The following is a 23,586-nucleotide window of genomic DNA, read 5'->3' as shown; positions in this document are numbered from 1 at the left end:
TCCGTTGCCGGGCGATAAAAATCCCGGCAATTGTATCTGTTGGCAGAGCGTTAATCTTTGTGAGCGACGCTACTGTCGATTGTAAGGGGTGTGTCATGCACGGGGTGATCAATCGCGCGGTGGAACGGTTCGTGCGCGATACATACGGACGTGATGTCTGGCTGGACATCATGAGGTGCCTCGATCTTGGATTTAGCGAGTTCGAGGCGATGTTGAGCTATGATGCGCACGTCACGCCCCGTTTGTTGGGAGCGGTTGCCGACAGGTTGAACAAATCCCGTGACGAGGTGCTGGAGGATATCGGCACCTACCTGGTGTCTCATCCCAACATGGCTGCGGTCCGGCGTTTGTTGCGGTTCGGAGGTCCGACATTTCAGGAATTTCTGCATTCGCTTGACGATCTGCCCGAGAGAACGCGGCTCGCCCTACCGGATTTGGCCTTGCCGGAATTGACGCTCGTTGATCTCGGGCCGGGTCGGTTTTGTCTCAAGGTACATAATCCGCAGGCGGTGGATGTGCCGTTTGGCTATGTGGTGCTTGGGTTGTTGCGGGCTTTGGCCGATGACTATGGGGCACTGGTCATGCTGGAACACATGGGGGCGGCGGGGCATCAGGAAACGCTGCGTATCCATCTTCTGTCGGCTGCGCATGGCCAAGGACGGGTCTTTACCCTTGGAAAGGCGGCGCCGTGACGTTGGGCCTGACCGGAAATACCCTGATATCGCTGCTGGACATGTTTTGCCCGATGCATGCGGTTCTGGGCGCGTCCGGTCGTGTTTTGCATGCCGGGCCGACATTGGCCAAGCTGTATGAGAACGGCGATCTGATCGACCGGACGTTTCAGGACGCGTTCGAATTGCGCCGCCCGCACACCGATGGCTCGATGGCGGCATTGCGTGGGCTGGCGGGAGCAAAGTTGCATTTGCGTCTGTGCAGCCCACGCCAGACCGAGGTGAAGGGTATGCTGGTTCCCTTGCCCGACGACGGTGACGGGCCGTTGAGCGGTGGTGTGGTGCTGAACCTGTCCTTCGGCATTGGATTACAGGAGGCGGTGCGTGATTTTGCCCTGACCAGCAGGGATTTTGCCGCAACGGATCTGGCCATCGAACTGCTGTACCTGATCGAGGCCAAGTCAGTTGCGATGGAGGCCTCGCGCAAACTGAACAGTCGGTTGCAAGGCGCCAAGATCGCGGCAGAAGAGCAGGCCTTTACCGACACTTTGACGGGATTGAGGAACCGCCGCGCCCTGGACGCGGTTCTGACCCGCCTGACGGAGGGCGAACGGGACTTCGCGCTGATGAATGTGGATCTGGATTACTTTAAGGCGGTTAACGATCGGTTGGGCCACGCAGCGGGCGATCATGTGCTGCAGGCCGTTGCGCAGGCAATGGTCGCGGAAACGCGCAGCGCCGATATTGTTGCGCGAATTGGTGGCGACGAATTCGTGGTGATTCTGCCTGATGTGGCCGACCATTACCGCGTTGGCGAGATCGCGGCGCGTCTAGTCAAACGGCTTGAGCATCCGATCGCGTTGCCGAACGGGACTTGCCGCGTTTCGGCCAGTATCGGTGCCGCGCTGTCCCGCGATTATCGTGTTCCGTCCGGGCAGCGCATGATGGAAGACGCCGACCGGGCGTTGTATGCCGCCAAGGAGCGCGGGCGCGGTTGCCATGTCGTTCATATGCAGGAAACAAGCATATCCGGCCCAGACAGGTAAGGAGGCCGCAAGTGAGGTCGCAAGATTCAGTTGCTAATAGGCCTGGGCGCGGCGGATTTTGACCATCCGCTCGGCCTCGGCCAAGGCGTCGCCCAAGGTTACGATGCCGGCAGATTTCATGACATCCAGCATATGCACGAAAACCTCGGCCGTCGCGAAGGAATCGCCAAGCGCGGTATGACGGTGTTCGGGCGGGATCGTGACGCCAAAGCGTTCTGCCAGCGCATCCAGCGTGTGCTGCCCGGTGTGATCGAACAGGGCGGCGGACAAAAGAACGGTGCACAGCGCGGGCTGATCGAAGGTCAGGCCGATACGGTCTTCCTTGAGGCGCAGAAATGCCATGTCGAAAGGCGCATTGTGAGCGACCAGAACCGCCCCCTCGCAATAGGCGTGAAAGCGGCGACCGGCTTCGGCAATGTCCGGCGCGCCCTGCACCATTTCGTCGCTGATACCATGAATCCTGGTTGAGGCGGGGGGGATGGGGCGACCGGGATCGACGAATGTATCGAAGGCTTCGCCACTCAGAATCCGGCCATTCACCACCCGCACGCCAGCGATTTGCACGATCTCGTCACCCTCGCGCGGGGCGAGGCCGGTTGTCTCGGTGTCGAACACGACGAACTGCAGCTCGCTGAGCGGGGTCGTCGCCAGATCGCTGCCCGTGTCCTGAGCGGGCAGATTGAAATCATAGAATTCGGGGCGCGGCTGATCGGGTGTCAGGATTGGCGGTCCGGCTTTGGGCAGGGGCAGGACAATGCGGTTTTCGACGCGGCTTGGATCGCTCCAGATTTCGGTGCGGTGGCTTTCCAGAACGTCTCGCCCGGAATAATCGCCATAGCCTTCCGACAGTGGACGACGCAGCCAGCTGTCCAGCCTGCCGTCGGTTATATCAGGCCCTTGCCAGCCAAGGGTCAGCCACACCTCTGCACCATGCGGCTCGGCGCTGAGGGTGATGTGGCTGCGGGTGCCGTCATCGCTCAGCCCCTCGATCACGCGGGCCAGAAGGCCGGCGATGGCGAACCCGTCGCACAACAGGAAATCGGTGTGTCCCGTGGGGATAGCACGGACCAGATCGCGGGCTGTCAGCGTGTCAAGGATATCGTCCACCGCCACTTGGGCCAGGGGCCAGTGCGTGGGGATTTGTGCGCGGTATTTTTCACCGCTGTCGCGCAGGCACTGGCACAGGCGGTTCATTTCCTCGCGCATGGCGTCCGGCAGGCCGGTGCTTTCGGTCTTTGCCGTTTCGGGTTCGATCCCGGTGGCGTCCAGCAGGGCGGTGATTGCGGCGGCGGGCCGGCGGATTTCTTCAAGAAGGGTGTTGAACAGGTGGTCTTGCGCGGCATGGCTGCGCAGATCGTCAGTGGCATCGTGGAAGGTCAGCACATGGCCGGCGGTTTCACCCATATGGCGCACCGGGCTCACACGCCCCATGACAAAGCGGCGGCCATCGGCGGTGGCCGAAAGGAACCGTTCGGAACTGGTATCGCCGCGCGCGTGTTTGGCCGTCAGCCGTTCGAGCGCGTGTAAGAGCGGCTCGCCACAAAAAAAGCGGTCGATTGGCCGGTTCAGCCCGATATCGCCCAGCAGGTCCTGAGCGACACGATTGTAAAGCATGATGCGCCGGTCGGATGTCAGTACGACGGTGCCTTCGGTCAGGTCGCGCAAGAGAGCCTCGAACAGGGCTTTTTCACGGTTGATGGCGGCCGTTTCATGTTCTACCGCCTCGCGCTGAGCCTGCCGTGCTTCGGCAAGGGCGGTATGGATGGCATCGGCGGCGGGGGCGAGCGCGCCCAGATGGCGGGCCTGGTCCTGATCGATTCCCTGATCCACCTTGGCCCGCGCCCGTGTTTGCAGATCCGAGGCCAGCGCCAGAACCGGACGGGCGACATTTTCATCGAACAGGAAACCGATCCAGGCCGAGATGCCAAACAGGCCGAATGCGGCGATCAGCCCGGCGATGACATACCCTTCGACCGGACCGCCATAGCGCGAATGTCCCAGCCAGAGCCCGCCTGCGATCAGGGCCGCCCCCGCCAGGGCGAGCGCGGCGAAAAACAAGGCAAATCGCAGTCTCAGGCCCAGCCGTTCACGCATGCGTATCCTTCCCCGTCAACTTGTTGATCAGGCTCAGCAGGTCCGAGGTTGGAAAGGGTTTGTTCAAAAAGGCATCGGCGCCCATGGCCATGCCCTTGCGTTGTTCGGCCTGTCCGTTCCGGGCACTCATCATCACGATCCTGGTATCTCGCAAATGCGGGGTCTGGCGGATCGTCTGGCAGATTTCAAACCCCGAGCGGTTGGGCAACAACACGTCCAGAAGGATCAGAGCGGGGGGATTGTCGTTCAGTGCGGTCAACGCCGCATCCCCATCCGACGCACGGTGCGTGGCGTAGCCGTGGCGCGTCAGGATGATTTCAAGCGCGCGGGCGAAGTTGTCTTCGTCCTCGACGATGAGAACCGATTTATCCGCCATCGGTCTCGTCCTGTTGTCCATCGGCGCAGGCGGTCTCGAGCAATGTGCCACTGCCTGTCACTTCGCGCCAATCGGCGGCGGTGGGGTTGGTCAGTGCGGCATCGGTAACATCCGCGCGTTGCCGATTGGCGCAATCCAGCAGTTGCGGCACCATTGCGGGCTGACGCCAGCGGGCAAAGACATAAAGATCGACCAGCTTGATCTCGGCCATGTCGGGACGGGTCTTGATCCCGGCCCGATCCAGAACCGCCAGGGCGGTAACCTGCGGTTTGAGATAGGTCCAGGGTTTCCATATGGCGCGCTGTTCGATCCGCTCGACCACCACCATGCCGGGGGGCAGATCCGCGGCGGTGCGGTCCGCCCAGCTGTATTCCGACCAGATCGTGTAGCCGATCATCGTCACTCCGGCAGCGACGGGCATGGCCCATTTGGGCAGCCGCCCCCCCGTCAGTTTGTTGATCAACAGAACGAGCCCGGCGGCGCCGACAGCGGCGGTGAAGGTGGCGATCAATTCCAGAAACATGCGCCTTCCTTTCCGTCAGGACGCGCGGCCAAGCGCGGATTGCATGGTTTTGATCACCATGAAGGCCTCGCGCAGGTGGTTGCGTTCGAGTTCCGACAATTGCGTGGGCGGCAGGAAATTATCGGGCTTTTGGTCCTTGCGTATCTGTTCGGCCTGATGGCGCAGGCGTGTTTCGGCGATCATGTCGTAGGCGTCGATCAGGTCCATTGCGCCGGTCGTGGAGATAGTGCCGTGATCCGCTGCGGCTTTGAGGCGTTCACGGGTGTTGGCCACCTCAAATCCACCCTGCAATGAATAGACCCGCCCGAGATCGACCACCGGCACGACCCCGGAGTGCTTGAGGTCGATGGTGTTCTTGTGCTCGCCCGAACGGATCAGCGCGAACCCACGGAACAGGCTGAGCGGCGGGGTGTGTTTGAGCGAGTTGGAAATCATGTGCGCCACGAAGATCGAATTGCCCTTGGCCTGATCCAGAACCTCGCGCTGCAAGTCATCGAAAAGTGCCGCTTCACCGCTGATCGGGCGCAGGTCAAACATGACCGAGGCAAGCATCTGCGCCTCGGTGTCGGGTTCGTTGATCCAGCCGCTGAAATAGTTGCGCCAGACCTTGCGAGGCTGTCGCCAGCGCGGATTGGTGGCCATCATGTCACCGGGGCAATAGATGAAGCCGCAGGTATTCAGCCCGTCCGAAACGAATTGTGCAAGCTGCGCGAAATAGGCGTCATGCTCGGGTTGGAACGCATCGTCAAGGATCAGGCAGTTGTCCTGATCGCTGACGCCCGTCTGTTCCTGCCGCCCTTGCGATCCACAGGCCAGCCACAGGTAAGGCACGGGCGGGGGGCCCAGGTTTTTCTCGGCCAGAAGCAGCAGGCGGCGGGTGATCGCATCGGTGATGTTGGTGATCCGGCGGGTAATCGCCTGATGCTTGATGCCTTCGCTGACCAGTTGGGTCAGCAGGGTGGGCACGCGTGTCATGACTTTCGCCATGCCCTCGGCACTGTCGCATTGCACGATGTCGGCGGCGATATGGCTGGCCGTGGTGGCCTGTTGGCGGATCAGGTCGGTTCGGGTGATCATCCCGACCACGCGCTTGCCCTTGGCCACGGGCAGGTGGTTGAACTTGTGGTTGGCCAGCAGCATCAGCGCATCCAGCCCAAGCGCATCGGGCGAGATGGTGACGGGGTTCGGTGTCATGACCTGCGAAACGGGAATGTCGCCGTTCAGCCCTTCGGCCAGAACCTTGTTGGTCAGGTCGTGCACGGTGACGATGCCCATGAGCACCTTTCCATCCATGACCAGAAGCGAGGAAATCCCTTTGTCACGCATGGTTTCGGCGATGCTTTGCACCGTGTCGCCGGGGGCGCACGAGAACAGGGACTTCACCATCAGATCCGAGACCTGAAGCGCGGTCAGGCCCGTAGATTGCGCGCCGCTGTCTTCCGCCGCAGGCGCGGGGCGCGGACGGAACCATTCGGCGAAGACCGGGCTGTCGTCCAGCAGTGTGAGGAACCGTTTGGGGGGGATCAGCAACAGGTTGACGGTTTCCGTCACGCGGGCTCCGAGCAAGGCGTTGCCATCGCGCAGAAGGCCGCGTTCGCCCATGATGTCACCGGGTCCGCGTTGCGAAATCAGATCGCCATTGGCGGATTCGATATCCAGCAGACCGCTTTCGACGAAGTAGAGCCCTTTCAGGGGGTCACCTTCGCGAAACAGGATGTCGCCGGGTCTGGCCGTGATACGCTCGATTTCACCGGCCATCACCGCGAGTGTTTCAGGCGGTAGCATGTCAAAGGGGGCGTGGCGTGACAGGCTGTCCAGTATGGTGGATTGGTCCTGTGACATGCAGGCCCTCCTGTGGCGGCTGCGCGAAAAATCTTTACGAAAGGTGCCCGCCGTTTGGTGGCAGGCCAAGGGATGTGTTCAGTTTAACGCCGAACTGTCCCGTGGGGCAGGGGGCGCGTGGCCGCGCCCCCGTTTTTGTGATCAGTGATCGGCGGTGGCCGCACCCGCACCTTTCGGTATGCGGACGCTTTCCACCAGATCCTTGATTTCCTGCGGGGTCTCTTCGGTCATGTTGGCCACGATATAGGCCACAGCGAAGTTGATCATCGCACCGACCGCACCGAACGAGGTCGATTTGATCGTACCCAACAGCGGATCGGCATCCGTGAAGCTGTTGGTGTCGGGGATGAAGAACCAGCCCTTGTGCAGGAAGATATAGACCAGCGTGACAATCAGACCGGCCAGCATCCCCGCGACGGCGCCGCGGTTGTTGATCTTGGTCGAGAAGATTCCCATCATCAGCGCCGGGAAGATCGAGGCAGCCGCAAGGCCAAAGGCCAATGCCACGGTTTGCGCCGCAAAGCCCGGCGGGTTCAGGCCCAGATAGGTGGCCACGACGATGGCAACCGCCATCGCGATCCGGGCGGAGAGAAGTTCCCCCTTTTCCGAGATGCTCGGGTTGATCTGCCCCTTGATCAGGTCGTGGCTGACCGCCGATGAAATCGCCAGCAACAGACCGGCCGCGGTGGACAGGGCGGCGGCAAGGCCACCAGCGGCCACCAGACCGATCACCCAGCTGGGCAGGTTGGCGATTTCGGGATTGGCAAGCACCAGGATATCGCGATTGAAGTTGGTCAACTCGTTGCCTTGCCAACCGTTTTCAGCCGCCTTTGCCTGCATGGCTTCGGATGCGTCGTTGTAGTACTGGATTTTCCCGTCGCCGTTCTTGTCTTCCCAGTCCAGAAGGCCGGTTTTCTGCCAGGTGGCCATCCAGTCATATTGCGGCTCGCTCTCGATCATCTGAACGGACACGGCCTCGTTATCTGTTCCGTTGGGCCACATCAGTTCGGTGATGTTCAGGCGGGCCATCGCGCCGACGGCCGGGGCCGTCAGATAAAGAAGTGCGATAAAGACCAGTGCCCATCCGGCTGACCAGCGCGCATCGGCCACTTTGGGTACGGTAAAGAAACGCATGATCACGTGCGGCAGGCCGGCGGTGCCGATCATCAGCGACAGGGTGAACAGAACCATGTTCAGCGTGTCGGCGTGATGCGTGGTGTATTCGGCAAAGCCCAACTCGCTGATGATCTGGTCCAGCTTGGCCAGAAGCGGCTCGCCGCTGGCGACATGATCGCCGAACAGGCCAAGCGCCGGGATCGGGTTGCCCGTCAGTTGCAGCGAGATGAAGATCGCCGGGATCGTGTAGGCTAGGATCAGGACGCAGTATTGCGCCACCTGTGTATAGGTCACGCCCTTCATGCCGCCGAACACGGCGTAGGCAAAGACCACACAGGCGCCGATCAGCAGGCCGGTGGTGTTGGAGACTTCCAGAAAGCGGCCAAAGGCCACGCCGACGCCGGTCATCTGCCCGATCACGTAGGTGACCGAGGCAACGATCAGGCAGATCACGGCAACAAGGCGCGCGGTCGGGCTGTAGAAACGATCGCCGATGAATTCGGACACGGTGAACTTGCCGAACTTGCGCAGATAGGGCGCCAACAGCAGCGCCAAAAGCACGTATCCGCCGGTCCAGCCCATCAGGAAGCTGGAGTTGTCATAGCCGGTAAAGGCAATCAGGCCCGCCATCGAGATGAACGACGCCGCCGACATCCAGTCGGCCGCAGTGGCCATGCCGTTGGTGACGGGATGAACGCCGCGCCCGGCGGCGTAGAATTCCGAGGTCGAGCCCGCACGGGCCCAGATCGCGATGCCGATGTAAAGCGCGAAGGACGCGCCGACGAACAGCAGGTTGATAACAAACTGATCCATGATCTGCGCTCCTTACTCTTCACCGACGCCGTGTTCGGCATCGAGTTTGTTCATGCGCCACGCGTAAAAGAAGATCAGGCCGAGGAAGACCAGGATCGACCCTTGTTGCGCGAACCAGAACCCCAGGTCGCTGCCGCCCACGGGGATGCCGGACAGCATCGGACGCAGCAGGATGCCGAAGCCGAATGATACCAGGGCCCAGATGACCAGGCTCCAGACGATGAGACGCAAATTGGCGGACCAATATGCGTTCTTGGATGAGTTGTCGGACACTTTTCGTCCTCCCTTTTCAGTTTCCTCATGAGCGTGCGGGAGCGTCCCGCGCCCGATCTCCCTCAGGTGGTCGCCATTTTCACGACCGATTTCATTTCCTTCGTGATCGCATCAATGGCTTTCATGGCGTCGATGCGATGCAGAACATTCTTGTCGTCGTAATAGGCAATCAGGGGTGCGGTTTGCGCGTGATACGCCTTGAGACGTTGAGCGACCGTTTCGGCGTTGTCATCGGCGCGGCGGGTCATGTCCGTACCGCCGCACTTGTCGCAAACCCCTTCGGTTTCGGGGCGTTTGAACCTGTCGTGATAGCCTTCGCCACACTTGGCGCAGGTGTAGCGGCCCGAAATGCGCTCAACCATGGCATCGTCTTGGACCTCGAGGCTGATCGCTGCCGTGATGGATTGGCCCGTATCCTGCATGAGAGTATCCAGGGCCTCGGCCTGAACGGTCGTGCGGGGGAAGCCATCGAGGATCACGCCCTTGACGCAATCGGGTTCGCCCATGCGATCCCGCAGGATGGCGATCACGATGTCATCGCTGACCAGTTCGCCTGCCTCCATGACGGCTTTGGCCTTTTTGCCCGCCTCGGTGCCTGCGGCCACGGCGGCGCGCAGAAGATCCCCGGTGGACAACTGGATCAGGCCAAACGTCTCTTCCAGCTTGCGCGCCTGCGTCCCCTTGCCTGCGCCGGGCGGTCCGAGCAATACGAGGTTGGCCGTGGTTTTCGATGTGGCTGTTCCGTCCATGGGGTCCCCCTCAGTCTTTTTCGCAGCCGGAGGTGATATTGGACGCCGCATGGCAGCGGATAGAGCCAACAGGCCACCATGCACCTGCAGCATGACCATTGGACGCATCTTGCAGCAGATCGTCGCCAGCCGACCGGATCGGTGCTTTGGCCATATGTCCCCCTCCGAATTTCGGTTCGTGTTGCCGCGTCTCTCCCTCACGACAATCGCAAACCGTTCTGTGAGCGGGTCTAGCACATTTTTTGACAATTTTTTAAAATTATATTGTTTTCAGTGAATTATATGTAAAAAAATTTCAATTTTACTTTGTAAATTTGTGAAGAAAATTTCAATTCAGGGAATTTTTAAAGAATTTCAATATGGTGCATCAGGATCGGTATACAAATGTATGCCGTTGTTCGCCGTTTTGTTTGCGCAAACAGAATCCAGCGCATAACTGGGGAAGCCTGAATTGCGGCGTTGCGGCAAGCGTCATGGAGCATTGTGCGAATCGATCTCGCGACATGGTTGAGTTTCATTGGGCTGGTTGGGCGCGATTGGTGGCATAGATGTTTGTGACGGGTTACTCATGGGGCACTGGAGAAAGGGAACTGCGTATGAGTCTTGCCTATGTGATGACTGACAAGCCCGGAGCGACGGACAGGCTTCTGTGCGATTTCGCGGCTCTTTGCGCTGCCAGGGGTCGCCGGGCTGCCGGGGTTGTTCAGACCAATACGGATTGCGCCGACTCGCGGCTTTGCGACATGGATGTCAGGGTTTTGCCGAATGGCGCGGTGTTCCGGATATCGCAGTCGCTCGGTGCAAATGCGCGGGGGTGCCGTCTGGACCCGGCGGCGCTGGAGCAGGCGGTGGCTGCTGTCGAAGCCGGGCTTTCGCACAGGCCGGACCTCCTGATCGTCAACAAATTCGGCAAGCACGAGGCCAATGGGCGTGGATTTAGAGACCTGATCGCACATTGCCTCGCCGATGGCATCCCGGTCCTGTTGGGCGTGAATCGTGGGAACTATGCTTCGTTCCTGAAGTTTTCCGACGGGCTGGCCGCGCAGCTTGACGCATCAGAGCAGGCTTTGGACAACTGGGTGCAGGAGGTGCTGCCGCAAGGCCCACACGCCGCCTGATCACAAAGCGGAATCATCCATGAAAATGCATGCATTACCGCCCGGATTTTGCCGGATATGGTTCTGTACTGCTTTGGAAAATGGCAGCCCGTAGGGGAATCGAACCCCTCTTTCCAGGTTGAAAACCTGGCGTCCTAACCGATAGACGAACGGGCCATGCCGTGGCGTGAGGCGTTACCTAGAAAAAACCCGGCCCCGACGCAAGAGGCATTTTGCAAAAAAGTGCATGTCCGCGATCTTTTAATCAGGGCGGTTTCGCAAACCCCTTGTAAACATGGAATTTGCAGGGCTCAGCTCGTGGCCGGAGCGGCGTCTTCGAGGCGCAGTTGCACGGTCTGACGGCCGCCCCAGCTGTTGACATCCAGCCGACCAGCCAAATGGAATCGCGCCCCGCCGTGATTTTCCAGAGCGGGTCCGAGCGCGCCGTCGAACGCGCCGAAGGCGATGGCGTCGATCTGGCCTGACAGCCCGTCGCCAAAGCGCAGTTTCAGGTGCGAGTCGCCCACCCGTTTGGCAAATCCGATGCTCATGTCGGGAAAGACATAGCGCGGCCCCGGCGCCCCTGCGCCGAAGGGGCCGGCGCTGTCGATCTGTTCGACAAGATCGACGCTGGCTGCGCCCGGCATCAGGACCCCATCCAGCCGCAGGTCGGCGGGGCCGGTGCTGCCCGCTCCCTGACGTTTCAGCAACGCTGAAAGCCGCTCCATCGCCGCGTCCAGCTGGCCGCGTGCCACGGTCAGGCCCGCAGCCATGCGGTGCCCACCCCCTTTGATCAAGAGCCCTTCAGCCGCCAGACGTTGGATCGACGCCCCCAGATCGATGCCCGAGACCGACCGGCCCGAGCCCTTGCCCTCGTCCCCGTCCAGCCCGATCACGATGGCGGGGCGGTTGGTCAGTTCCTTGAGGCGCGAGGCGACGATCCCGACAACGCCGGGATGCCAGCCTTCGCCAGCGGCCCAGACCAGCGGGGCATCCAGCCCGCGCGCCTCGGCCTGTTCCAGAGCAGCGGCACGCACGGCGGCTTCGACTTCGCGCCGGTCGGTGTTGAGCTGATCCAGCTTTTCGGCCAGCGCACGAGCCTCGGACGGGTCGCGGGTGGCCAGCAGGCGGGCGCCCAGATCGGCCTTGCCAATCCGTCCGCCAGCATTGATGCGCGGCCCCAGAACAAACCCCAGATGATAGGCCGTCGGCGCGGTATCCAGACCTGCGATATCGCCGAGCGCGACGAGGCCCGGACGATCCCGGTGTGCCATGATCCGCAGGCCCTGTCGCACAAAGGCGCGGTTGACCCCCTTGAGCGGGGCGACATCCGCCACGGTGGCCAGCGCGACAAGATCCAGCATCGCCATCAGGTCGGGGCCTTTCTGCCCGGCCTCGCGCAACTGGCGTCCCGCCTCGACCAGCATAAGGAACACCACTGCAGCGGCGCAGAGATGCGCCAGGTCGCCGGATTCGTCTTGCCGATTGGGGTTCACCACGGCCAGCGCCTCGGGCAGGGTTTCGCCGCCCAGGTGGTGATCGAGAACGATCACGTCCGCCCCTTTTGCGGCGGCGATGGCATCGTGGCTGAGCGTGCCGCAATCGACGCAGACGATCAGGTCGTGCCGGGCAGCCAGATCGGCCATGGCCGGTTCGTTGGGGCCGTACCCTTCGTCAATGCGATCGGGGATATACAGTGTGGCTTGCAGCCCCATCTGGTGCAGCCAGTCGATCAGCAGGGCCGCCGAACTGCCGCCATCCACATCGTAATCGGCAAAGATCGCGATCTTCTGCCGGGTGGTTGCGGCTTGCAGAAAACGCGTTGCCGCAACTTCCATGTCCTTCAGGCTGCGCGGGTCGGGCAGAAGGTCGCGCAATTGCGGGGCGAGATAGGTTTCCGCCTCGGCCTCGGGGACGCCAAGCCGCGCCAATGTCTGGCACAGCGGACGGGGCAGGGCGGTGGACTGGGCCATTGCCTCGGCCAGGCGCTCGACCTCCGGGCCGGGGCCGATCCAGCGCCGACCGCTCAGCGATTGGGTGATCCCCAGATAGGCGTCCACCACCGCCCCGCGATCTCAGCGAATGGGGTTGCGGTAGATCATGCGGCGCAGCGATCCGGTTTTCGAGCGCATCAGAACGGTTTCTGTTTCAACATAGGTGTCGCGCTGCTTGATACCCGACACCACCGAACCGTTGGTCACGCCCGTTGCCGCGATGATAACGTCGGCGGTCACCATTTCGTCGCGCGAATAAACGCGATCCAGATCGGTGATCCCCGCCTTGGCGGCACGTCCCTTTTCGTCGTCGTTGCGGAACAGCAACCGGCCCCACATCTGCCCGCCCATGCATTTCAGCGCACTGGCCCCCAGAACACCCTCGGGGGCGCCACCTGCGCCCATGTACATGTCGATACCGGTCAGGTCCGGTTCGGCGCAGTGCATGACACCGGCCACGTCGCCGTCCGAGATCATGTAGATCGCCGCGCCGGTGGCGCGCACGTCTGCGATCATTTCCTCATGGCGGGGACGTTCCAGAATACAGACCGTGATGTCGGAGGGTTTGCAGCCCTTGGCCTTGGCCAGTGCTTCGACCCGTTCGCGCGGGCTCATGTCGAGCGAGACGACATCCTTGGGGTAGCCCGGCCCGATGGCCAGCTTGTCCATATAGACATCGGGGGCGTGCAGCAGCGTGCCGCGCGGGGCCATGGCGATGACGGTCAGCGCATTGGGCATGGCCTTGGCGGTCAGCGTCGTGCCTTCCAGCGGATCGAGCGCGATATCCACGCCGGGGCCGTCGCCGGAGCCGACCTCTTCGCCGATATACAGCATGGGCGCTTCGTCGCGTTCACCTTCGCCGATGACGACAACACCCTTGATCGCCAGCATGTTCAGTTGCTCGCGCATGGCGTTCACCGCAGCCTGGTCGGCGGCTTTCTCGTCGCCGCGTCCGATCAGGTCGGCGCAGGCCAGGGCGGCTGCCTCGGACACACGGGCAAGGCCCAGAGAAAGCATGCGGTCGTTGAAATCGGCAGGGGCTGTCATGGCAATTCCTTGGTGTTTTCGTTCTTTTCAAGCCTGCCAAGCATTAGCGGCAGGACCGGTGTGGCACAAGTGCGGGTTCAAACCGTTTCGATCCGCAGGGCGACAGGGGCCGAGGCGATCACATCCAGTTTGGTCATTGCATCCAGGGCACCGTCGAGTGCGGTGCGGGTGGTTTTATGGGTCACGATCAGCACTGGCGCGGTCGTGTCGTCATGGCGGTACTGGCGCATCCGGTTGATCGAGATGCCTGCCTCGCCCAGAACGGTGGCCACCTTGGCTAGGGCGCCGGGTTTGTCTTCGAGCGACATGCGAAGGTAATAGGGGGCCGGTGTGGCTGCACGGGCCGGTTTCGCCTGTTGCAGTTTTGTAGCGGGTTGGCCGAATGTGGACAGGCGAATGCCGCGGGCGATATCCATCACATCCGCCATTACCGCGCTTGCAGTGGGGCCTTCTCCCGCGCCGGGACCGCGCAGCACGATCTGTTCGATCATATCGCCTTCGAGAACCACCATGTTGGTGCCGCCTTCGAGTTGGCCAAGGGGGCTGCTGGCGGGGACGAGACAGGGCGACATGCGCTGTTCCAGCCCGCGTCCGGTCAGTTGTGCGACGCCCAGCAGTTTGATGCGATATCCCATGTCGGCGGCGTGGTTGATATCCTCCAGCGTGACCGACTGGATGCCCTCCAGTTCCACGGCATCGAAACTGACCTGCGTACCAAAGGCGATCGAAGACAGCAGCGCCAGCTTGTGCCCGGCGTCGATACCGCCCACGTCGAGATTGGGGTCGGCTTCGAGATAGCCCAGTTTGTCGGCCTCTTCGAACAGGGCGTTGTAGCCCTGTCCGGTGGCCTGCATCCGGGTCAGGATATAGTTGCAGGTGCCGTTCATCACGCCCATCACGCGGGTGATGTCGTTGCCGGCCAGCCCTTCGGTCAGGGCCTTGATGACCGGGATGCCACCCGCCACGGCGGCCTCGAACCGCAAGACGCTTCCGGCGGATTCTGCCGCTGTTGCAAGGGCTTGGCCGTGATGGGCCAGCATGGCCTTGTTGGCCGTGACCACGTCCTTGCCTGCGGCGATGGCGGCTTCGGTTGCGGCCTTGGCGGGGCCGTCGCTGCCGCCCATCAGTTCCACGAACACGTCCACGTCATCGCGTGTGGCCAGTGCGACGGGGTCGTCTTCCCATGCGTAGTCGGACAGGTTGACGCCGCGATCCTTGTCGCGGGTGCGGGCCGATACGGCGGTAATGGCAACCGGGCGTCCGGCGCGGGCGGCCAGCAGTTCCGCCTTTTGGCGGACGATCTTGACGACGCCTGTTCCGACAGTGCCGAGTCCAGCGATACCAAGGCGCAGAGGGTCTGTCATGTCGGTCTCCAATCGTCACATGTCGGCGGCTATCGAAGCGCGATGTAACGGGTTCGACAGTGCCTTGCAACGCGGGTTTTGCGTGAAATGCGTTGTTATTCAACGCCTCGGGACATGCGGGAGCGTGTTCGGCTGTCGACCACGTTGCCGCTGAGGCGGGCGGCGCGGGCGCGCAGGCGGGCGATGCGGGCTTCCATCGCGGCGGTGTCGGTGTCCGCGATCCTGTCCTCGGGAACACCGGCGCGCAGGTTTTCGACGGGCTCCAGAGACATGTAGGGGGCGTTGCGGGCCTCTTCGCTGACGGTGTCCTCAAGCGCGGGGAATTGAGTGCATCCGGTCGCGAAAACCGCTGTCAGGGCCAGGAAAACAAGGGCATCAGAGCGCATCGGCGGGGAACCTCGGAGCGTGGTGTTGTTTCCCTCTTGCCACTGTTTGACCCCCAAGGGCAAGCGGGGGCTTTGATTTGAACGGGTGTTCAGATAATTCTGGGATCATGGCCAGAACCCAGGGATCACATTCCGATATCACCGGCCCGCGTGTGCGGGAGGCGGCGCTTCGGCTGTTCGCCGAAAACGGCTATGCTGCTGTTTCCATGAGACAAATTGCCGGTGACGTGGGGGTGCAGGCGGGGGCGCTGTATAATTACACGCCCGACAAGCAGAGCCTTCTGTTCGACCTGATGAAAGGGCATATGGACGATCTGTTGCGGGCGTGGGCGGCTCAATCCGTGCCCGAGACGCCGCAGATGGCTTTGGAGCAATTCACCCGGTTTCATATCCGGTTTCACCACGACCGGCCCGAAGCGGTGTTCGTCTCCTATATGGAGTTGCGCAACCTCACGCCGGAAAATTTCGAGGTAATCGAAGGGCTTAGGCGCAAATACGAAGACCAGTTGGAAGCGATCCTGCGCCGTGGCGTGGCCGCCGGGGCGTTTGATGTGGCTGATCCCAAGATCGCGGCGATGGCGGTGATCGCGATGCTGACGGGGGTCAATACATGGTATCGCGAGGAAGGGCGGTTGAGCCTGCCGGAGGTCGAACAGATCTACTGGAGCATGGTGCGCAAGGCGGTGTCGGCCTGATTTCGGGCGAATCGCGGGTAACAGACTGACCCGAAAAGATATTCCGGTTCGGTATCATGTCGGTAAAACGTCGGTATCGCGTCGGTGCGGGGCACCGAAACACCGGGGGTTAACGGGGCGCGCGCAGGTCGAAACGTACGAAATGGACGCGGGTTTCGTACGAAACGCAAAAGCGCATTTCGCGACCGCATCCCGCGCCGCACTTGCCTTTCCCCGGCGGGGCGGGGATGGTGCCGATATCGCCAGCAAGGGACCTGCCGCCATGACCGATGATTGCCTGTTTTGCCGGATCGCCAAGGGCGAGTTGCCCGCCCATCGGGTGTACGAGGACGAGCACATCCTGGCCTTTCTGGACCTGCACCCCATTCGTGCGGGGCATGCGCTGGTCATTCCCAAGGCGCATCATGTCTGGTTCGAGGATTTACCCGAAGATCTGGCGACGCGGATCACCACCTGCGCGCAGGTGCTGGCGCGGCAGATGAAGGCGCTTTACGGGGTCGAGCGGGTGTCGATGTTCTATACCGGCATCCATGTGCCCCACGCCCATGCCCATGTGGTGCCGATGCATCATGTGCATGACGTGTCGTCGCAGATGTATCTGGGGGACGGGCCCGACGGGTATTCCCTGCCGCCGCAACTGCCCGATGACCAGATGGCGGGGATCGCGCAGGATTTGCGGGCGGCGTTCGGGCCGGGGTGATCCCGGCCCGCCGTTTGCGTAGGGTCAGGACCCATTAATCCTGCACCACCGGCGCGCGAAGGGCAATAAAGCAGAGGATTTGAACGCGCCGGGACTGGCGGAGTCAATTCCAAGCGGTCAAAGCCGCTGCTTTGCAGCGCTCCGCGCGTCCGAAGGATTTCCCTGATTTTCCCTCTGATCTGCGTTACATCTCCTTGAAATAGAACCACTATTCCTGCGGAGCTGTGCCTTGTCAGCGGAAAAATCAGGGAAACCGGTGGTGCAGGATTAATGGGTCCTGACCCTATCAGTGCGCGGGCTTGATGAAGGTGCCGTTTCGCAGCTCTCGCATGGCTTGTTGCAGTTCCTCGGTCGTGTTCATCACGATGGGGCCGTGCCATGCGACGGGTTCCTGGATGGGCGCGCCCGAGATCAGCAGGAAGCGGATGCCCTGTTCGCCGGCCTGCACCGTCACTTCGTCACCCGTGCCGAAACGGATCAGAGTGCGGTTGCCCGACATATCGCGGATGTTGACCTCTTCGCCCATGACTTCCTTTTCCAGCAGCACGCCCGAGGGCTGGCTGGCATCGGCAAAGGCGCCGGCCCCTTCGAACACATAGGCGAAGGCGCGGCGGTAGGTATCGACCCGGAAGGTCTTTTTCACGCCCGCCGGCACCGAGATGTCGAGGTATTGCGGATCGGCGGCGATCCCGTCAACGGGGCCGCGTTTGCCCCAGAAATCGCCCACGATCACGCGCACGGTGGTGCCGTCGTCATCGGTGATTTCGGGAATCTCGCCGGATTTGACATCCTGATAGCGCGGCGCGGTCATCTTGTGCGCCGAGGGCAGGTTGGCCCAGAGTTGGAAGCCGTGCATCTGGCCCTGTGCGTTTCCCTTGGGCATTTCCTGATGCAGGATGCCCGACCCGGCGGTCATCCATTGCACATCGCCGGCGCCCAATGTGCCGCTGTTGCCAAGGCTGTCACCGTGATCGACGGTGCCGGACAGGACATAGGTGATGGTTTCGATCCCGCGATGGGGATGCCACGGGAAGCCCTGTTCGAACTTTGCCGGGTCGTCGTTGCGGAAATCGTCGAACAGCAGGAACGGGTCCAGTTCCGACGGGTTGTGAAAGCCGAAGGCGCGGTGCAGGTGAACGCCTGCGCCTTCCATCGTGGGTTGGGCGAGGCGGGTTTCAAGGGTGGGTCTGATGGACATGGCGCATCTCCTTTCGCTTATCAGGTAACTTTTGGCGCTGGTTTCGCAATAGGGAGGACTGTGGCAGGGCGAACCGGGGCTGTGTGGAAATGTGAAATGGCGGGTCGGTGGCGGCTTACTCTCGCATCGGTTCCGGTTTCGGGGTAAGCGGCCTGCAAAAGGAGACGACGATGAGCGATAAGGTGCTGGCGGTGATTTCCGCCTCGGCCCCGCGGCGGGTGCTGGGGCTGGGCGCGATACTGGTTCTGGGGGTGGTCGCGGTTTACGTGGCGCTGGCCCGCCCGCCGGAAAACCCGGTATGGATGGCGTTCCTGCTGGTTCTGGGGCTCGGGGCACTGTGGCTGGCGGAGAGGATGCGCCGGGCGACGGCGTATCGGCTGGAGTTGACGCGCAATGAGGTGCGCAGCTCGTCGGGCGAGGTGCTGGCGCGGGTCGCCGATGTGGAGGCTGTCGAACGTGGGGCGTTCGCCTTCAAGCCGTCAAACGGGTTCATGCTGCGTATGCGGGCAGGGACGGACGCGGGCCGCAGACGGTGGGAGCCGGGCCTCTGGTGGCGCATGGGCCGCCGGGTGGGGGTGGGTGGTGTCACGCCGGGCCACCAGGCCAAGGCGATGGCCGAAATCCTGTCGGCGTTGATACTGGAAGACGCTGAGGCCGGGGAATAATCGGCTCAGCAGCCGACGCATTTGACCTGTTCGGCGAAACGCGGGCTGGTGAAAACACGGGTCTCGACGCCGATATCCTCGTCAAAACCGACATCCAGTGTGGGATGGTACTTGGAATAGGACTCAACCTGAATCAGGTGTTCGCCATTGCCCATGATCGGCAGGATGTCGTGCCGCGTCTTGACCTCGTCGGTGGTCAGTGCCTGAAGCGGCCCGGTGCCGCGGACCTGTGACCAGACGATGGCGTATTCGTCATCGTCCTCGTTATAGGTGACGACGGATATGCGGATCTGGTCTTCGGTCTCGCTGTTGGTGAAATCGTCGAACAGGGTCTTGGTGTTGTCGATATAGGTCTGTGAAAGGCTGCTTTGTTCGCGCGAGATCATGTCGACGACCGTATAGCTCGCCTTTTCGCGGATGCTCTTGTAGCGGTACATCTCGAAAAATTCGGCGGTTGCCGCGACCGCCCAGAACAGGATCGGGACGATGATCACGGCCTCGACGGTCACGGTGCCGTGGGTGGCGTCGCGAAAGCGGGCGAGACGATTTTTCAGGGGAATGAACATCGGTATTTTTCTCACGGCTCTTGAACGAAAGCGGCCATGGACACAACGGCGGCCCGCCCGCTGCTGTCTTTTGCCAGCGCCCTGCCGAGCGTCGCCTCGGGCATTAGCGGGCTGTATTTCAGGCAGGCGCGCAACAGCATGAGCTGGTTGGTCTGGCCGGGATCGAATGTTCGCACGGGCTTGGTCGGTTCCGCGGCGTCGGTGCAATCGGGAATCGGGTCGAGGCTGGCATAGGCGCGGATGTCCACGGGCTTCATTTCAAGCCGCAGGTTTTCCCTGCAGTTTCCGCCCAGCTTGGAGAAGTCGCACACCATGTTCTTGATCGTGGGGTGATCGGGGGGGATGGCGTAGCCCAGCCGGATTTGCCGCACGGTCAGGTCGAGACCGCGTTCCAGCAGCGCGTGGCGCAGCGTGATCAGGCTGAGTTCGATCGAAAACACCAGCAATGCGATGAACACGGGGACGATGATCACGAACTCGACCGAGGCGTTCCCCCCGTCGTCGCGCCTGAACCGCGCAAGCCTGTTGCGAAGGAAACGGATCACTGGGTCAGCCTCAGCTTCTGGACGTTGGCGGCTATGGAGCCGAACGCCTGTTTGATGTTCACCGTGTTGGCGTCATAGTGATAGCCCACTTCCGAGGCGCAGCTCCGGAGCTTGTCCGCGGCGCTGCTCTGATCGCCCATTTCAAAGGCGATGGTGAAGATCAGGACGTTGTCCTTGGCCTTGGTGGCGGCGCAGATCGAGCTCATACGGTCGTCCTTGTCGGACGGGCTGATGCTGCCCGAGCTATAGCGCGCGAACTGGTTGTCGGGGGTGCTGTCGCCGCTTTTCTGACGATAGTAATCCGGTGACATCAGGCCCCAGGCCTGTTCCCAGGACAGACGGGTTTGCTCGATGATAAAGGGGTAGAGGTCGTCGAGGTCCGAGTAATACCTGTTGTCTTCCGGTTCGTAATAATCCTGATACTTCAGCGGCGTGTAGATGTAGTATCCGGTCAACTCTTCGCTGCCGCGGGTGTAGTCACATTCCCAGGTGCCGACATAGACTTGCTCCCATCTCCTCCTCCTGGAATTGTATTGCCACTCGTATTCGTCATCCCCGCAATTGGACTCGGAATTCGAATACTCGAGAACATTGCCGGACTGATTCACCAGTTTGGCGCGCTCGAATTCCTTTTCGTTGTATTTGACGAAATAGAGGTTTGAGTCCGGCCCGCGGTAGTCGTCCCAGGTGTGATCCTTGGGCACGTCCGGGTCGATCAGGTCGTTGGGGTCATTCAGGTGATAAGACCAGTCGTTCGCGCCATCGCCCATCAGGATGATGATCTTGCGCACCTGACCGGTCGTGTAGAGCGCGGGCAGGTCGTTGATGTCGGGGTTGACGATGTTGTAGGTGATGGCATTGCCGTCACTGTCGGTCCCGGCCCGATCTTTCTGAAGCTCGGTCACGACCGGACGGAATGCCGGGTCGATCAGCGCGGAGGCCCATTTCATGCCCATGTCCGACGAGGTACTGCCCGCCGCTTTGAGCGACTCGATCTTCGCCTCCAGCGGGGCGTAGGTGCTAGCATAGGGCAGGATGCGGAAATAGTCGTCGGTAAAGCAGCTGCGGTTATAGGCGCTTGAACCGCCGTATTCCACGTTGCCGTTGCCGACCTCGCCGAAATTGCCATAGACCGAGGTGAAAATCGTCTGGGCATAGGCACGATTGGGGTCGATCGACGAGCTGTTGAATTCATCGTCGGTGAAGTCCAGGCAGGTCGAGTAGCCATGCTGCTGGTCCACGGAAAGCGCGTCGAAAATTTCCTGCGTCGGGGTGACGTTCCAGCTGTAGGGAACGATGGAAATGGTGGTGGAGCCTTCGTCCGACTTGTTCAGGACGTCGCTGACGAATTCCTTGGCGGCTTCCTTCAGCTTGGTCAGGCGGGTGCCGGCCATCGAGCCCGACACGTCGAGCGCCAGAACGATTTCCATCTTGGGCGATGCGATGGCAGCCGTGGAGCCGCCGCCCGCGTTAAGCGTGTCGACACCCGACAGTTTCATCAGCAACGTGTTCATCGTCATCGAGGCCGAGGCCGTCACGCGTTTGCTGTTGATGCCGGCGTCGATATCCTTGTCGGGGTCGATCTCGTGCAGGTAGTCCTGCAACCCGGCGGCGTCGAAGTAATCCTCGACGATGTCCTTGATATCCTCTTTCGTCGCCCCCGCCGGAGCGCCCGCACCCGCAAGCACGGCGCTGTCCAGCGTCGCCTGAATGTGCGTGCGCTGCATCTCGTGGCGCATCGTGTCGACACCGAGGCCCGCAGCGGCCAGCATTATGACAAAGAAGAACAGCGCGAGAATGACCATCGCGCCGGAGTCGTCAGAGGCGAACGTCCGGGCCCGTGCGTTGAATTTTTCGGGAATTTTCAGCGAGCTCCACGACGCGATCATGGTACGTTTGAAATGTGTCTTAGCCGAACCTGTCATGTTCACACCTTTCGGGGAAAAATATCCCCTGTAACGGACTACAAGGTAGGCTGTATTAATGAATTATATGGCAAAAATAAGGCGAAAAACCGCCTCTAATGCATTGTTTATGCGGAGATTTTATTCAATCTTTCCGAGTCTCGACCATTGTTCGCGAAGCTCTGACAATGCCGTGGTCTCGGTAGGGGAAAACCACCAGTTCGCGCCATGGTTGTCAAGGTACTTTTAGGGCGAAAACGAATTGCACAAGTTTCAGGCGGCATGGGTGGACAAAATTGTCGCAGGCATTAACCATGTCCCTACGATTGCGGCGTATTGATCGCAACGGCCGGAGGCACTCCGGAGGTATAAGGGAGACCTGTGATGTCAGCCATTAAAGAACCGACCTTTCGCGAAAGCGTGGACCTGATGTTCAATCGCGCGGTGGCGCTGATGGATCTGCCGCCCGGCATGGAGGAAAAGATCAGGGTCTGCAACGCGACCTATACGGTGCGGTTCGGGGTGCGCCTGCGCGGCCAGATGCAGACATTCGTGGGCTACCGCAGTGTTCATTCGGAACATATGGAGCCGGTCAAGGGCGGTATCCGCTATGCCACGGAGGTCAATCAGGACGAGGTCGAGGCGCTGGCCGCGCTGATGACCTACAAATGCGCACTGGTGGAGGCGCCGTTTGGCGGCTCGAAGGGCGGCTTGTGCGTGGACCCGCGTGAATGGGACGAGTACGAACTTGAACGGATCACCCGCCGCTTCGCCTATGAGTTGGCCAAGCGCGACCTGATCCACCCCAGCCAGAACGTGCCGGCCCCCGATATGGGAACGGGCGAACGTGAAATGGCCTGGATCGCCGATCAGTACCGGCGCATGAACACCACCGATATCAACGCGCGGGCCTGCGTGACCGGCAAGCCGGTGAATGCGGGCGGCATTCAGGGCCGGACCGAGGCCACGGGCCGGGGTGTGCAATACGCCCTGCGTGAGTTTTTCCGCCATCCCGAGGATATCAAGGCCGCCGGTCTGAGCGGGTCGCTCGATGGCAAGCGCGTGATCGTACAGGGCCTTGGGAACGTGGGGTATCATGCCGCCAAGTTCCTGAGCGAAGAAGACGGGTGTAAGATCATCGCGGTGATCGAACGGGACGGTGGCCTGTATGATCCCGACGGTCTGAATATCGAAGATCTGCACGCCTGGATCGCCAAGCATGGCGGGGTCGATGGATATCCGTCCGGGAAGTTCATCCGGGACGGATCGAAATATCTTGAGGAAGAATGCGACATCCTGATCCCCGCCGCTCTGGAAGGGGTGATCAACCTGGGCAATGCCGACAACATCAAGGCCCCGCTGATCATCGAGGCGGCGAACGGGCCGGTCACCGCCGGGGCGGATGAGATCCTGCGCAACAAGGGGATCGTGATCATCCCCGACATGTATGCCAATGCGGGCGGTGTGACGGTATCGTATTTCGAATGGGTCAAGAACCTGAGCCATATCCGCTTTGGCCGCATGGGCCGCCGTCAGGAAGAGGCGCGTCACGAGCTGATCGTGCGCGAGTTGGAAAAACTGGACGATCATCTGGGCGACGCCTGGACCATGTCGCCCAATTTCAAGGAGAAATACCTGCGCGGCGCGGGTGAGTTGGAACTGGTGCGTTCGGGGCTGGATGACACGATGCGCACGGCTTACCAGTCGATGCGCGAAGTCTGGCATTCGCGCGAGGATTGCGACGACCTGCGCACCGCGGCCTATCTGGTGTCGATCGAGAAGGTCGCGGCCAGCTATCGCGCGCTCGGGCTGTAGCGCCCGGTTGGCGCGCCCCGGCGCGCATCATGCGATCCGATACTGAAATGGCCGGGTGTTGCCCCGGCCATTCGCCGTTTTGATCATTGCGTTTTGAGTGGGCTCTT

The 23,586-nt window shown here is 61.4% G+C and carries 23 protein-coding genes and 1 tRNA gene; 7 read left to right on the top strand and 17 right to left on the bottom strand.

Annotated elements, in window-relative coordinates; all coding sequences use genetic code 11:
* The first annotated feature begins 95 nt into the window (after positions 1–95).
* Positions 96–692 (top strand): heme NO-binding domain-containing protein, encoded by a 597-nt coding sequence (locus tag KPG71_RS02215; RefSeq protein WP_216336440.1) that lies wholly within the window; start codon positions 96–98, stop codon positions 690–692.
* Positions 689–1,717 (top strand): diguanylate cyclase, encoded by a 1,029-nt coding sequence (locus KPG71_RS02210; RefSeq protein ID WP_367397295.1) that lies wholly within the window; start codon positions 689–691, stop codon positions 1,715–1,717. The genes KPG71_RS02215 and KPG71_RS02210 overlap by 4 nt, the downstream gene beginning before the upstream one ends.
* A 33-nt stretch (positions 1,718–1,750) precedes the next feature.
* On the opposite strand, the gene KPG71_RS02205 is transcribed toward KPG71_RS02210, so the two are convergent.
* From KPG71_RS02205 to KPG71_RS02170, 8 genes are all read right to left on the bottom strand, one after another.
* Positions 1,751–3,811, bottom strand: coding sequence for an exonuclease domain-containing protein (locus tag KPG71_RS02205; RefSeq protein WP_216336439.1), 2,061 nt, complete (start codon positions 3,809–3,811; stop codon positions 1,751–1,753).
* Positions 3,804–4,187, bottom strand: a complete 384-nt coding sequence (locus KPG71_RS02200; protein ID WP_216336438.1) for a response regulator transcription factor — start codon at positions 4,185–4,187, stop codon at positions 3,804–3,806. Before KPG71_RS02200 ends, KPG71_RS02205 begins: the two co-directional genes overlap by 8 nt.
* On the bottom strand, positions 4,177–4,710 hold the full coding sequence (locus KPG71_RS02195) for a hypothetical protein (RefSeq protein ID WP_216336437.1): 534 nt from the start codon (positions 4,708–4,710) through the stop codon (positions 4,177–4,179). Before KPG71_RS02195 ends, KPG71_RS02200 begins: the two co-directional genes overlap by 11 nt.
* Positions 4,711–4,725: 15 nt before the next feature.
* Positions 4,726–6,552, bottom strand: a complete 1,827-nt coding sequence (locus tag KPG71_RS02190) for a DUF294 nucleotidyltransferase-like domain-containing protein (protein WP_216336436.1) — start codon at positions 6,550–6,552, stop codon at positions 4,726–4,728.
* Between the two features lie 141 nt (positions 6,553–6,693).
* Complete coding sequence (locus KPG71_RS02185; RefSeq protein WP_216336435.1) at positions 6,694–8,481, bottom strand: sodium:solute symporter family protein; 1,788 nt, start codon at positions 8,479–8,481, stop codon at positions 6,694–6,696.
* Positions 8,482–8,493: 12 nt separating this feature from the next.
* Positions 8,494–8,754, bottom strand: coding sequence for a DUF4212 domain-containing protein (locus KPG71_RS02180; protein ID WP_073033087.1), 261 nt, complete (start codon positions 8,752–8,754; stop codon positions 8,494–8,496).
* A 62-nt stretch (positions 8,755–8,816) separates the two neighbouring features.
* Entirely contained in the window at positions 8,817–9,503 is a 687-nt protein-coding gene (locus KPG71_RS02175) for an adenylate kinase (RefSeq protein WP_216336434.1), read from the bottom strand.
* Between the two features lie 10 nt (positions 9,504–9,513).
* Complete coding sequence (locus KPG71_RS02170) at positions 9,514–9,657, bottom strand: hypothetical protein (protein WP_216336432.1); 144 nt, start codon at positions 9,655–9,657, stop codon at positions 9,514–9,516.
* A 442-nt stretch (positions 9,658–10,099) separates the two neighbouring features.
* Here KPG71_RS02170 and KPG71_RS02165 point away from each other — a divergent pair, with 442 nt between their 5' ends.
* Positions 10,100–10,621: a DUF2478 domain-containing protein gene (locus tag KPG71_RS02165; protein ID WP_216336430.1), complete on the top strand. Its 522-nt coding sequence runs from the start codon at positions 10,100–10,102 to the stop codon at positions 10,619–10,621.
* An 81-nt stretch (positions 10,622–10,702) separates the two neighbouring features.
* Here KPG71_RS02165 and KPG71_RS02160 read toward each other — a convergent pair.
* The 5 genes from KPG71_RS02160 to KPG71_RS02140 form a co-directional block, all read right to left on the bottom strand.
* Positions 10,703–10,777, bottom strand: a tRNA-Glu gene (locus KPG71_RS02160).
* Between the two features lie 134 nt (positions 10,778–10,911).
* Entirely contained in the window at positions 10,912–12,663 is a 1,752-nt protein-coding gene (gene recJ / locus KPG71_RS02155) for a single-stranded-DNA-specific exonuclease RecJ (RefSeq protein ID WP_216336428.1), read from the bottom strand.
* A gap of 12 nt (positions 12,664–12,675) precedes the next feature.
* Positions 12,676–13,641: a class II fructose-bisphosphatase gene (gene glpX / locus KPG71_RS02150; protein WP_216336426.1), complete on the bottom strand. Its 966-nt coding sequence runs from the start codon at positions 13,639–13,641 to the stop codon at positions 12,676–12,678.
* 77 nt (positions 13,642–13,718) lie between these two features.
* A complete protein-coding gene (locus KPG71_RS02145; RefSeq protein ID WP_216336424.1) occupies positions 13,719–15,005 on the bottom strand; it encodes a homoserine dehydrogenase in 1,287 nt (428 codons plus the stop codon).
* Positions 15,006–15,100: 95 nt separating this feature from the next.
* On the bottom strand, positions 15,101–15,391 hold the full coding sequence (locus KPG71_RS02140) for a hypothetical protein (protein ID WP_216336423.1): 291 nt from the start codon (positions 15,389–15,391) through the stop codon (positions 15,101–15,103).
* Between the two features lie 107 nt (positions 15,392–15,498).
* Between KPG71_RS02140 and KPG71_RS02135 the strand changes: the two genes are divergently transcribed.
* Together KPG71_RS02135 and KPG71_RS02130 are read left to right on the top strand one after the other, a co-directional pair.
* The gene (locus KPG71_RS02135) at positions 15,499–16,086 is read left to right on the top strand and encodes a TetR/AcrR family transcriptional regulator (protein ID WP_216336421.1); all 588 of its coding nucleotides are present in this window, start codon (positions 15,499–15,501) and stop codon (positions 16,084–16,086) included.
* A gap of 262 nt (positions 16,087–16,348) precedes the next feature.
* Positions 16,349–16,786: an HIT family protein gene (locus KPG71_RS02130; protein ID WP_216336420.1), complete on the top strand. Its 438-nt coding sequence runs from the start codon at positions 16,349–16,351 to the stop codon at positions 16,784–16,786.
* Positions 16,787–17,072: 286 nt separating this feature from the next.
* Here the strand turns inward: KPG71_RS02130 and KPG71_RS02125 are convergent, their stop codons facing one another.
* Entirely contained in the window at positions 17,073–17,984 is a 912-nt protein-coding gene (locus tag KPG71_RS02125; RefSeq protein WP_216336419.1) for a pirin family protein, read from the bottom strand.
* Positions 17,985–18,154: 170 nt separating this feature from the next.
* On the opposite strand from KPG71_RS02125, the gene KPG71_RS02120 reads away from it, so the two are divergent.
* Positions 18,155–18,649, top strand: a complete 495-nt coding sequence (locus KPG71_RS02120) for a hypothetical protein (RefSeq protein ID WP_216336418.1) — start codon at positions 18,155–18,157, stop codon at positions 18,647–18,649.
* A 5-nt stretch (positions 18,650–18,654) separates the two neighbouring features.
* Here the strand turns inward: KPG71_RS02120 and KPG71_RS02115 are convergent, their stop codons facing one another.
* The 3 genes from KPG71_RS02115 to KPG71_RS02105 are packed head-to-tail and all read right to left on the bottom strand — an operon-like array spanning position 18,655 to position 21,685.
* Positions 18,655–19,215, bottom strand: coding sequence for a TadE/TadG family type IV pilus assembly protein (locus tag KPG71_RS02115; RefSeq protein WP_216336417.1), 561 nt, complete (start codon positions 19,213–19,215; stop codon positions 18,655–18,657).
* A gap of 11 nt (positions 19,216–19,226) precedes the next feature.
* The gene (locus tag KPG71_RS02110; RefSeq protein WP_216336416.1) at positions 19,227–19,760 is read right to left on the bottom strand and encodes a TadE/TadG family type IV pilus assembly protein; all 534 of its coding nucleotides are present in this window, start codon (positions 19,758–19,760) and stop codon (positions 19,227–19,229) included.
* Positions 19,757–21,685 (bottom strand): VWA domain-containing protein, encoded by a 1,929-nt coding sequence (locus KPG71_RS02105; protein WP_216336414.1) that lies wholly within the window; start codon positions 21,683–21,685, stop codon positions 19,757–19,759. Before KPG71_RS02105 ends, KPG71_RS02110 begins: the two co-directional genes overlap by 4 nt.
* A gap of 363 nt (positions 21,686–22,048) precedes the next feature.
* Here KPG71_RS02105 and KPG71_RS02100 point away from each other — a divergent pair, with 363 nt between their 5' ends.
* Positions 22,049–23,479, top strand: coding sequence for a Glu/Leu/Phe/Val dehydrogenase (locus KPG71_RS02100; protein WP_216336412.1), 1,431 nt, complete (start codon positions 22,049–22,051; stop codon positions 23,477–23,479).
* Positions 23,480–23,586: the final 107 nt, after the last annotated feature.

This window comes from Roseovarius sp. PS-C2, assembly GCF_018862045.1.
Taxonomy (GTDB): domain Bacteria; phylum Pseudomonadota; class Alphaproteobacteria; order Rhodobacterales; family Rhodobacteraceae; genus Roseovarius.
Note: the sequence above shows the minus strand (reverse complement) of the source record. Positions and strands in the feature narration are given on the sequence as shown.

Coding starts and splice junctions, on each gene's coding strand:
- KPG71_RS02215 (WP_216336440.1), top strand. CDS start 96: ATGCACGGGGTGATCAATCGCGCGGTGGAACGGTTCGTGCGCGATACA.
- KPG71_RS02205 (WP_216336439.1), bottom strand. CDS start 3,811: ATGCGTGAACGGCTGGGCCTGAGACTGCGATTTGCCTTGTTTTTCGCC.
- KPG71_RS02200 (WP_216336438.1), bottom strand. CDS start 4,187: ATGGCGGATAAATCGGTTCTCATCGTCGAGGACGAAGACAACTTCGCC.
- KPG71_RS02195 (WP_216336437.1), bottom strand. CDS start 4,710: ATGTTTCTGGAATTGATCGCCACCTTCACCGCCGCTGTCGGCGCCGCC.
- KPG71_RS02190 (WP_216336436.1), bottom strand. CDS start 6,552: ATGTCACAGGACCAATCCACCATACTGGACAGCCTGTCACGCCACGCC.
- KPG71_RS02185 (WP_216336435.1), bottom strand. CDS start 8,481: ATGGATCAGTTTGTTATCAACCTGCTGTTCGTCGGCGCGTCCTTCGCG.
- KPG71_RS02175 (WP_216336434.1), bottom strand. CDS start 9,503: ATGGACGGAACAGCCACATCGAAAACCACGGCCAACCTCGTATTGCTC.
- KPG71_RS02170 (WP_216336432.1), bottom strand. CDS start 9,657: ATGGCCAAAGCACCGATCCGGTCGGCTGGCGACGATCTGCTGCAAGAT.
- KPG71_RS02165 (WP_216336430.1), top strand. CDS start 10,100: ATGAGTCTTGCCTATGTGATGACTGACAAGCCCGGAGCGACGGACAGG.
- glpX (WP_216336426.1), bottom strand. CDS start 13,641: ATGACAGCCCCTGCCGATTTCAACGACCGCATGCTTTCTCTGGGCCTT.
- KPG71_RS02145 (WP_216336424.1), bottom strand. CDS start 15,005: ATGACAGACCCTCTGCGCCTTGGTATCGCTGGACTCGGCACTGTCGGA.
- KPG71_RS02140 (WP_216336423.1), bottom strand. CDS start 15,391: ATGCGCTCTGATGCCCTTGTTTTCCTGGCCCTGACAGCGGTTTTCGCG.
- KPG71_RS02135 (WP_216336421.1), top strand. CDS start 15,499: ATGGCCAGAACCCAGGGATCACATTCCGATATCACCGGCCCGCGTGTG.
- KPG71_RS02130 (WP_216336420.1), top strand. CDS start 16,349: ATGACCGATGATTGCCTGTTTTGCCGGATCGCCAAGGGCGAGTTGCCC.
- KPG71_RS02125 (WP_216336419.1), bottom strand. CDS start 17,984: ATGTCCATCAGACCCACCCTTGAAACCCGCCTCGCCCAACCCACGATG.
- KPG71_RS02120 (WP_216336418.1), top strand. CDS start 18,155: ATGAGCGATAAGGTGCTGGCGGTGATTTCCGCCTCGGCCCCGCGGCGG.
- KPG71_RS02115 (WP_216336417.1), bottom strand. CDS start 19,215: ATGTTCATTCCCCTGAAAAATCGTCTCGCCCGCTTTCGCGACGCCACC.
- KPG71_RS02105 (WP_216336414.1), bottom strand. CDS start 21,685: ATGACAGGTTCGGCTAAGACACATTTCAAACGTACCATGATCGCGTCG.
- KPG71_RS02100 (WP_216336412.1), top strand. CDS start 22,049: ATGTCAGCCATTAAAGAACCGACCTTTCGCGAAAGCGTGGACCTGATG.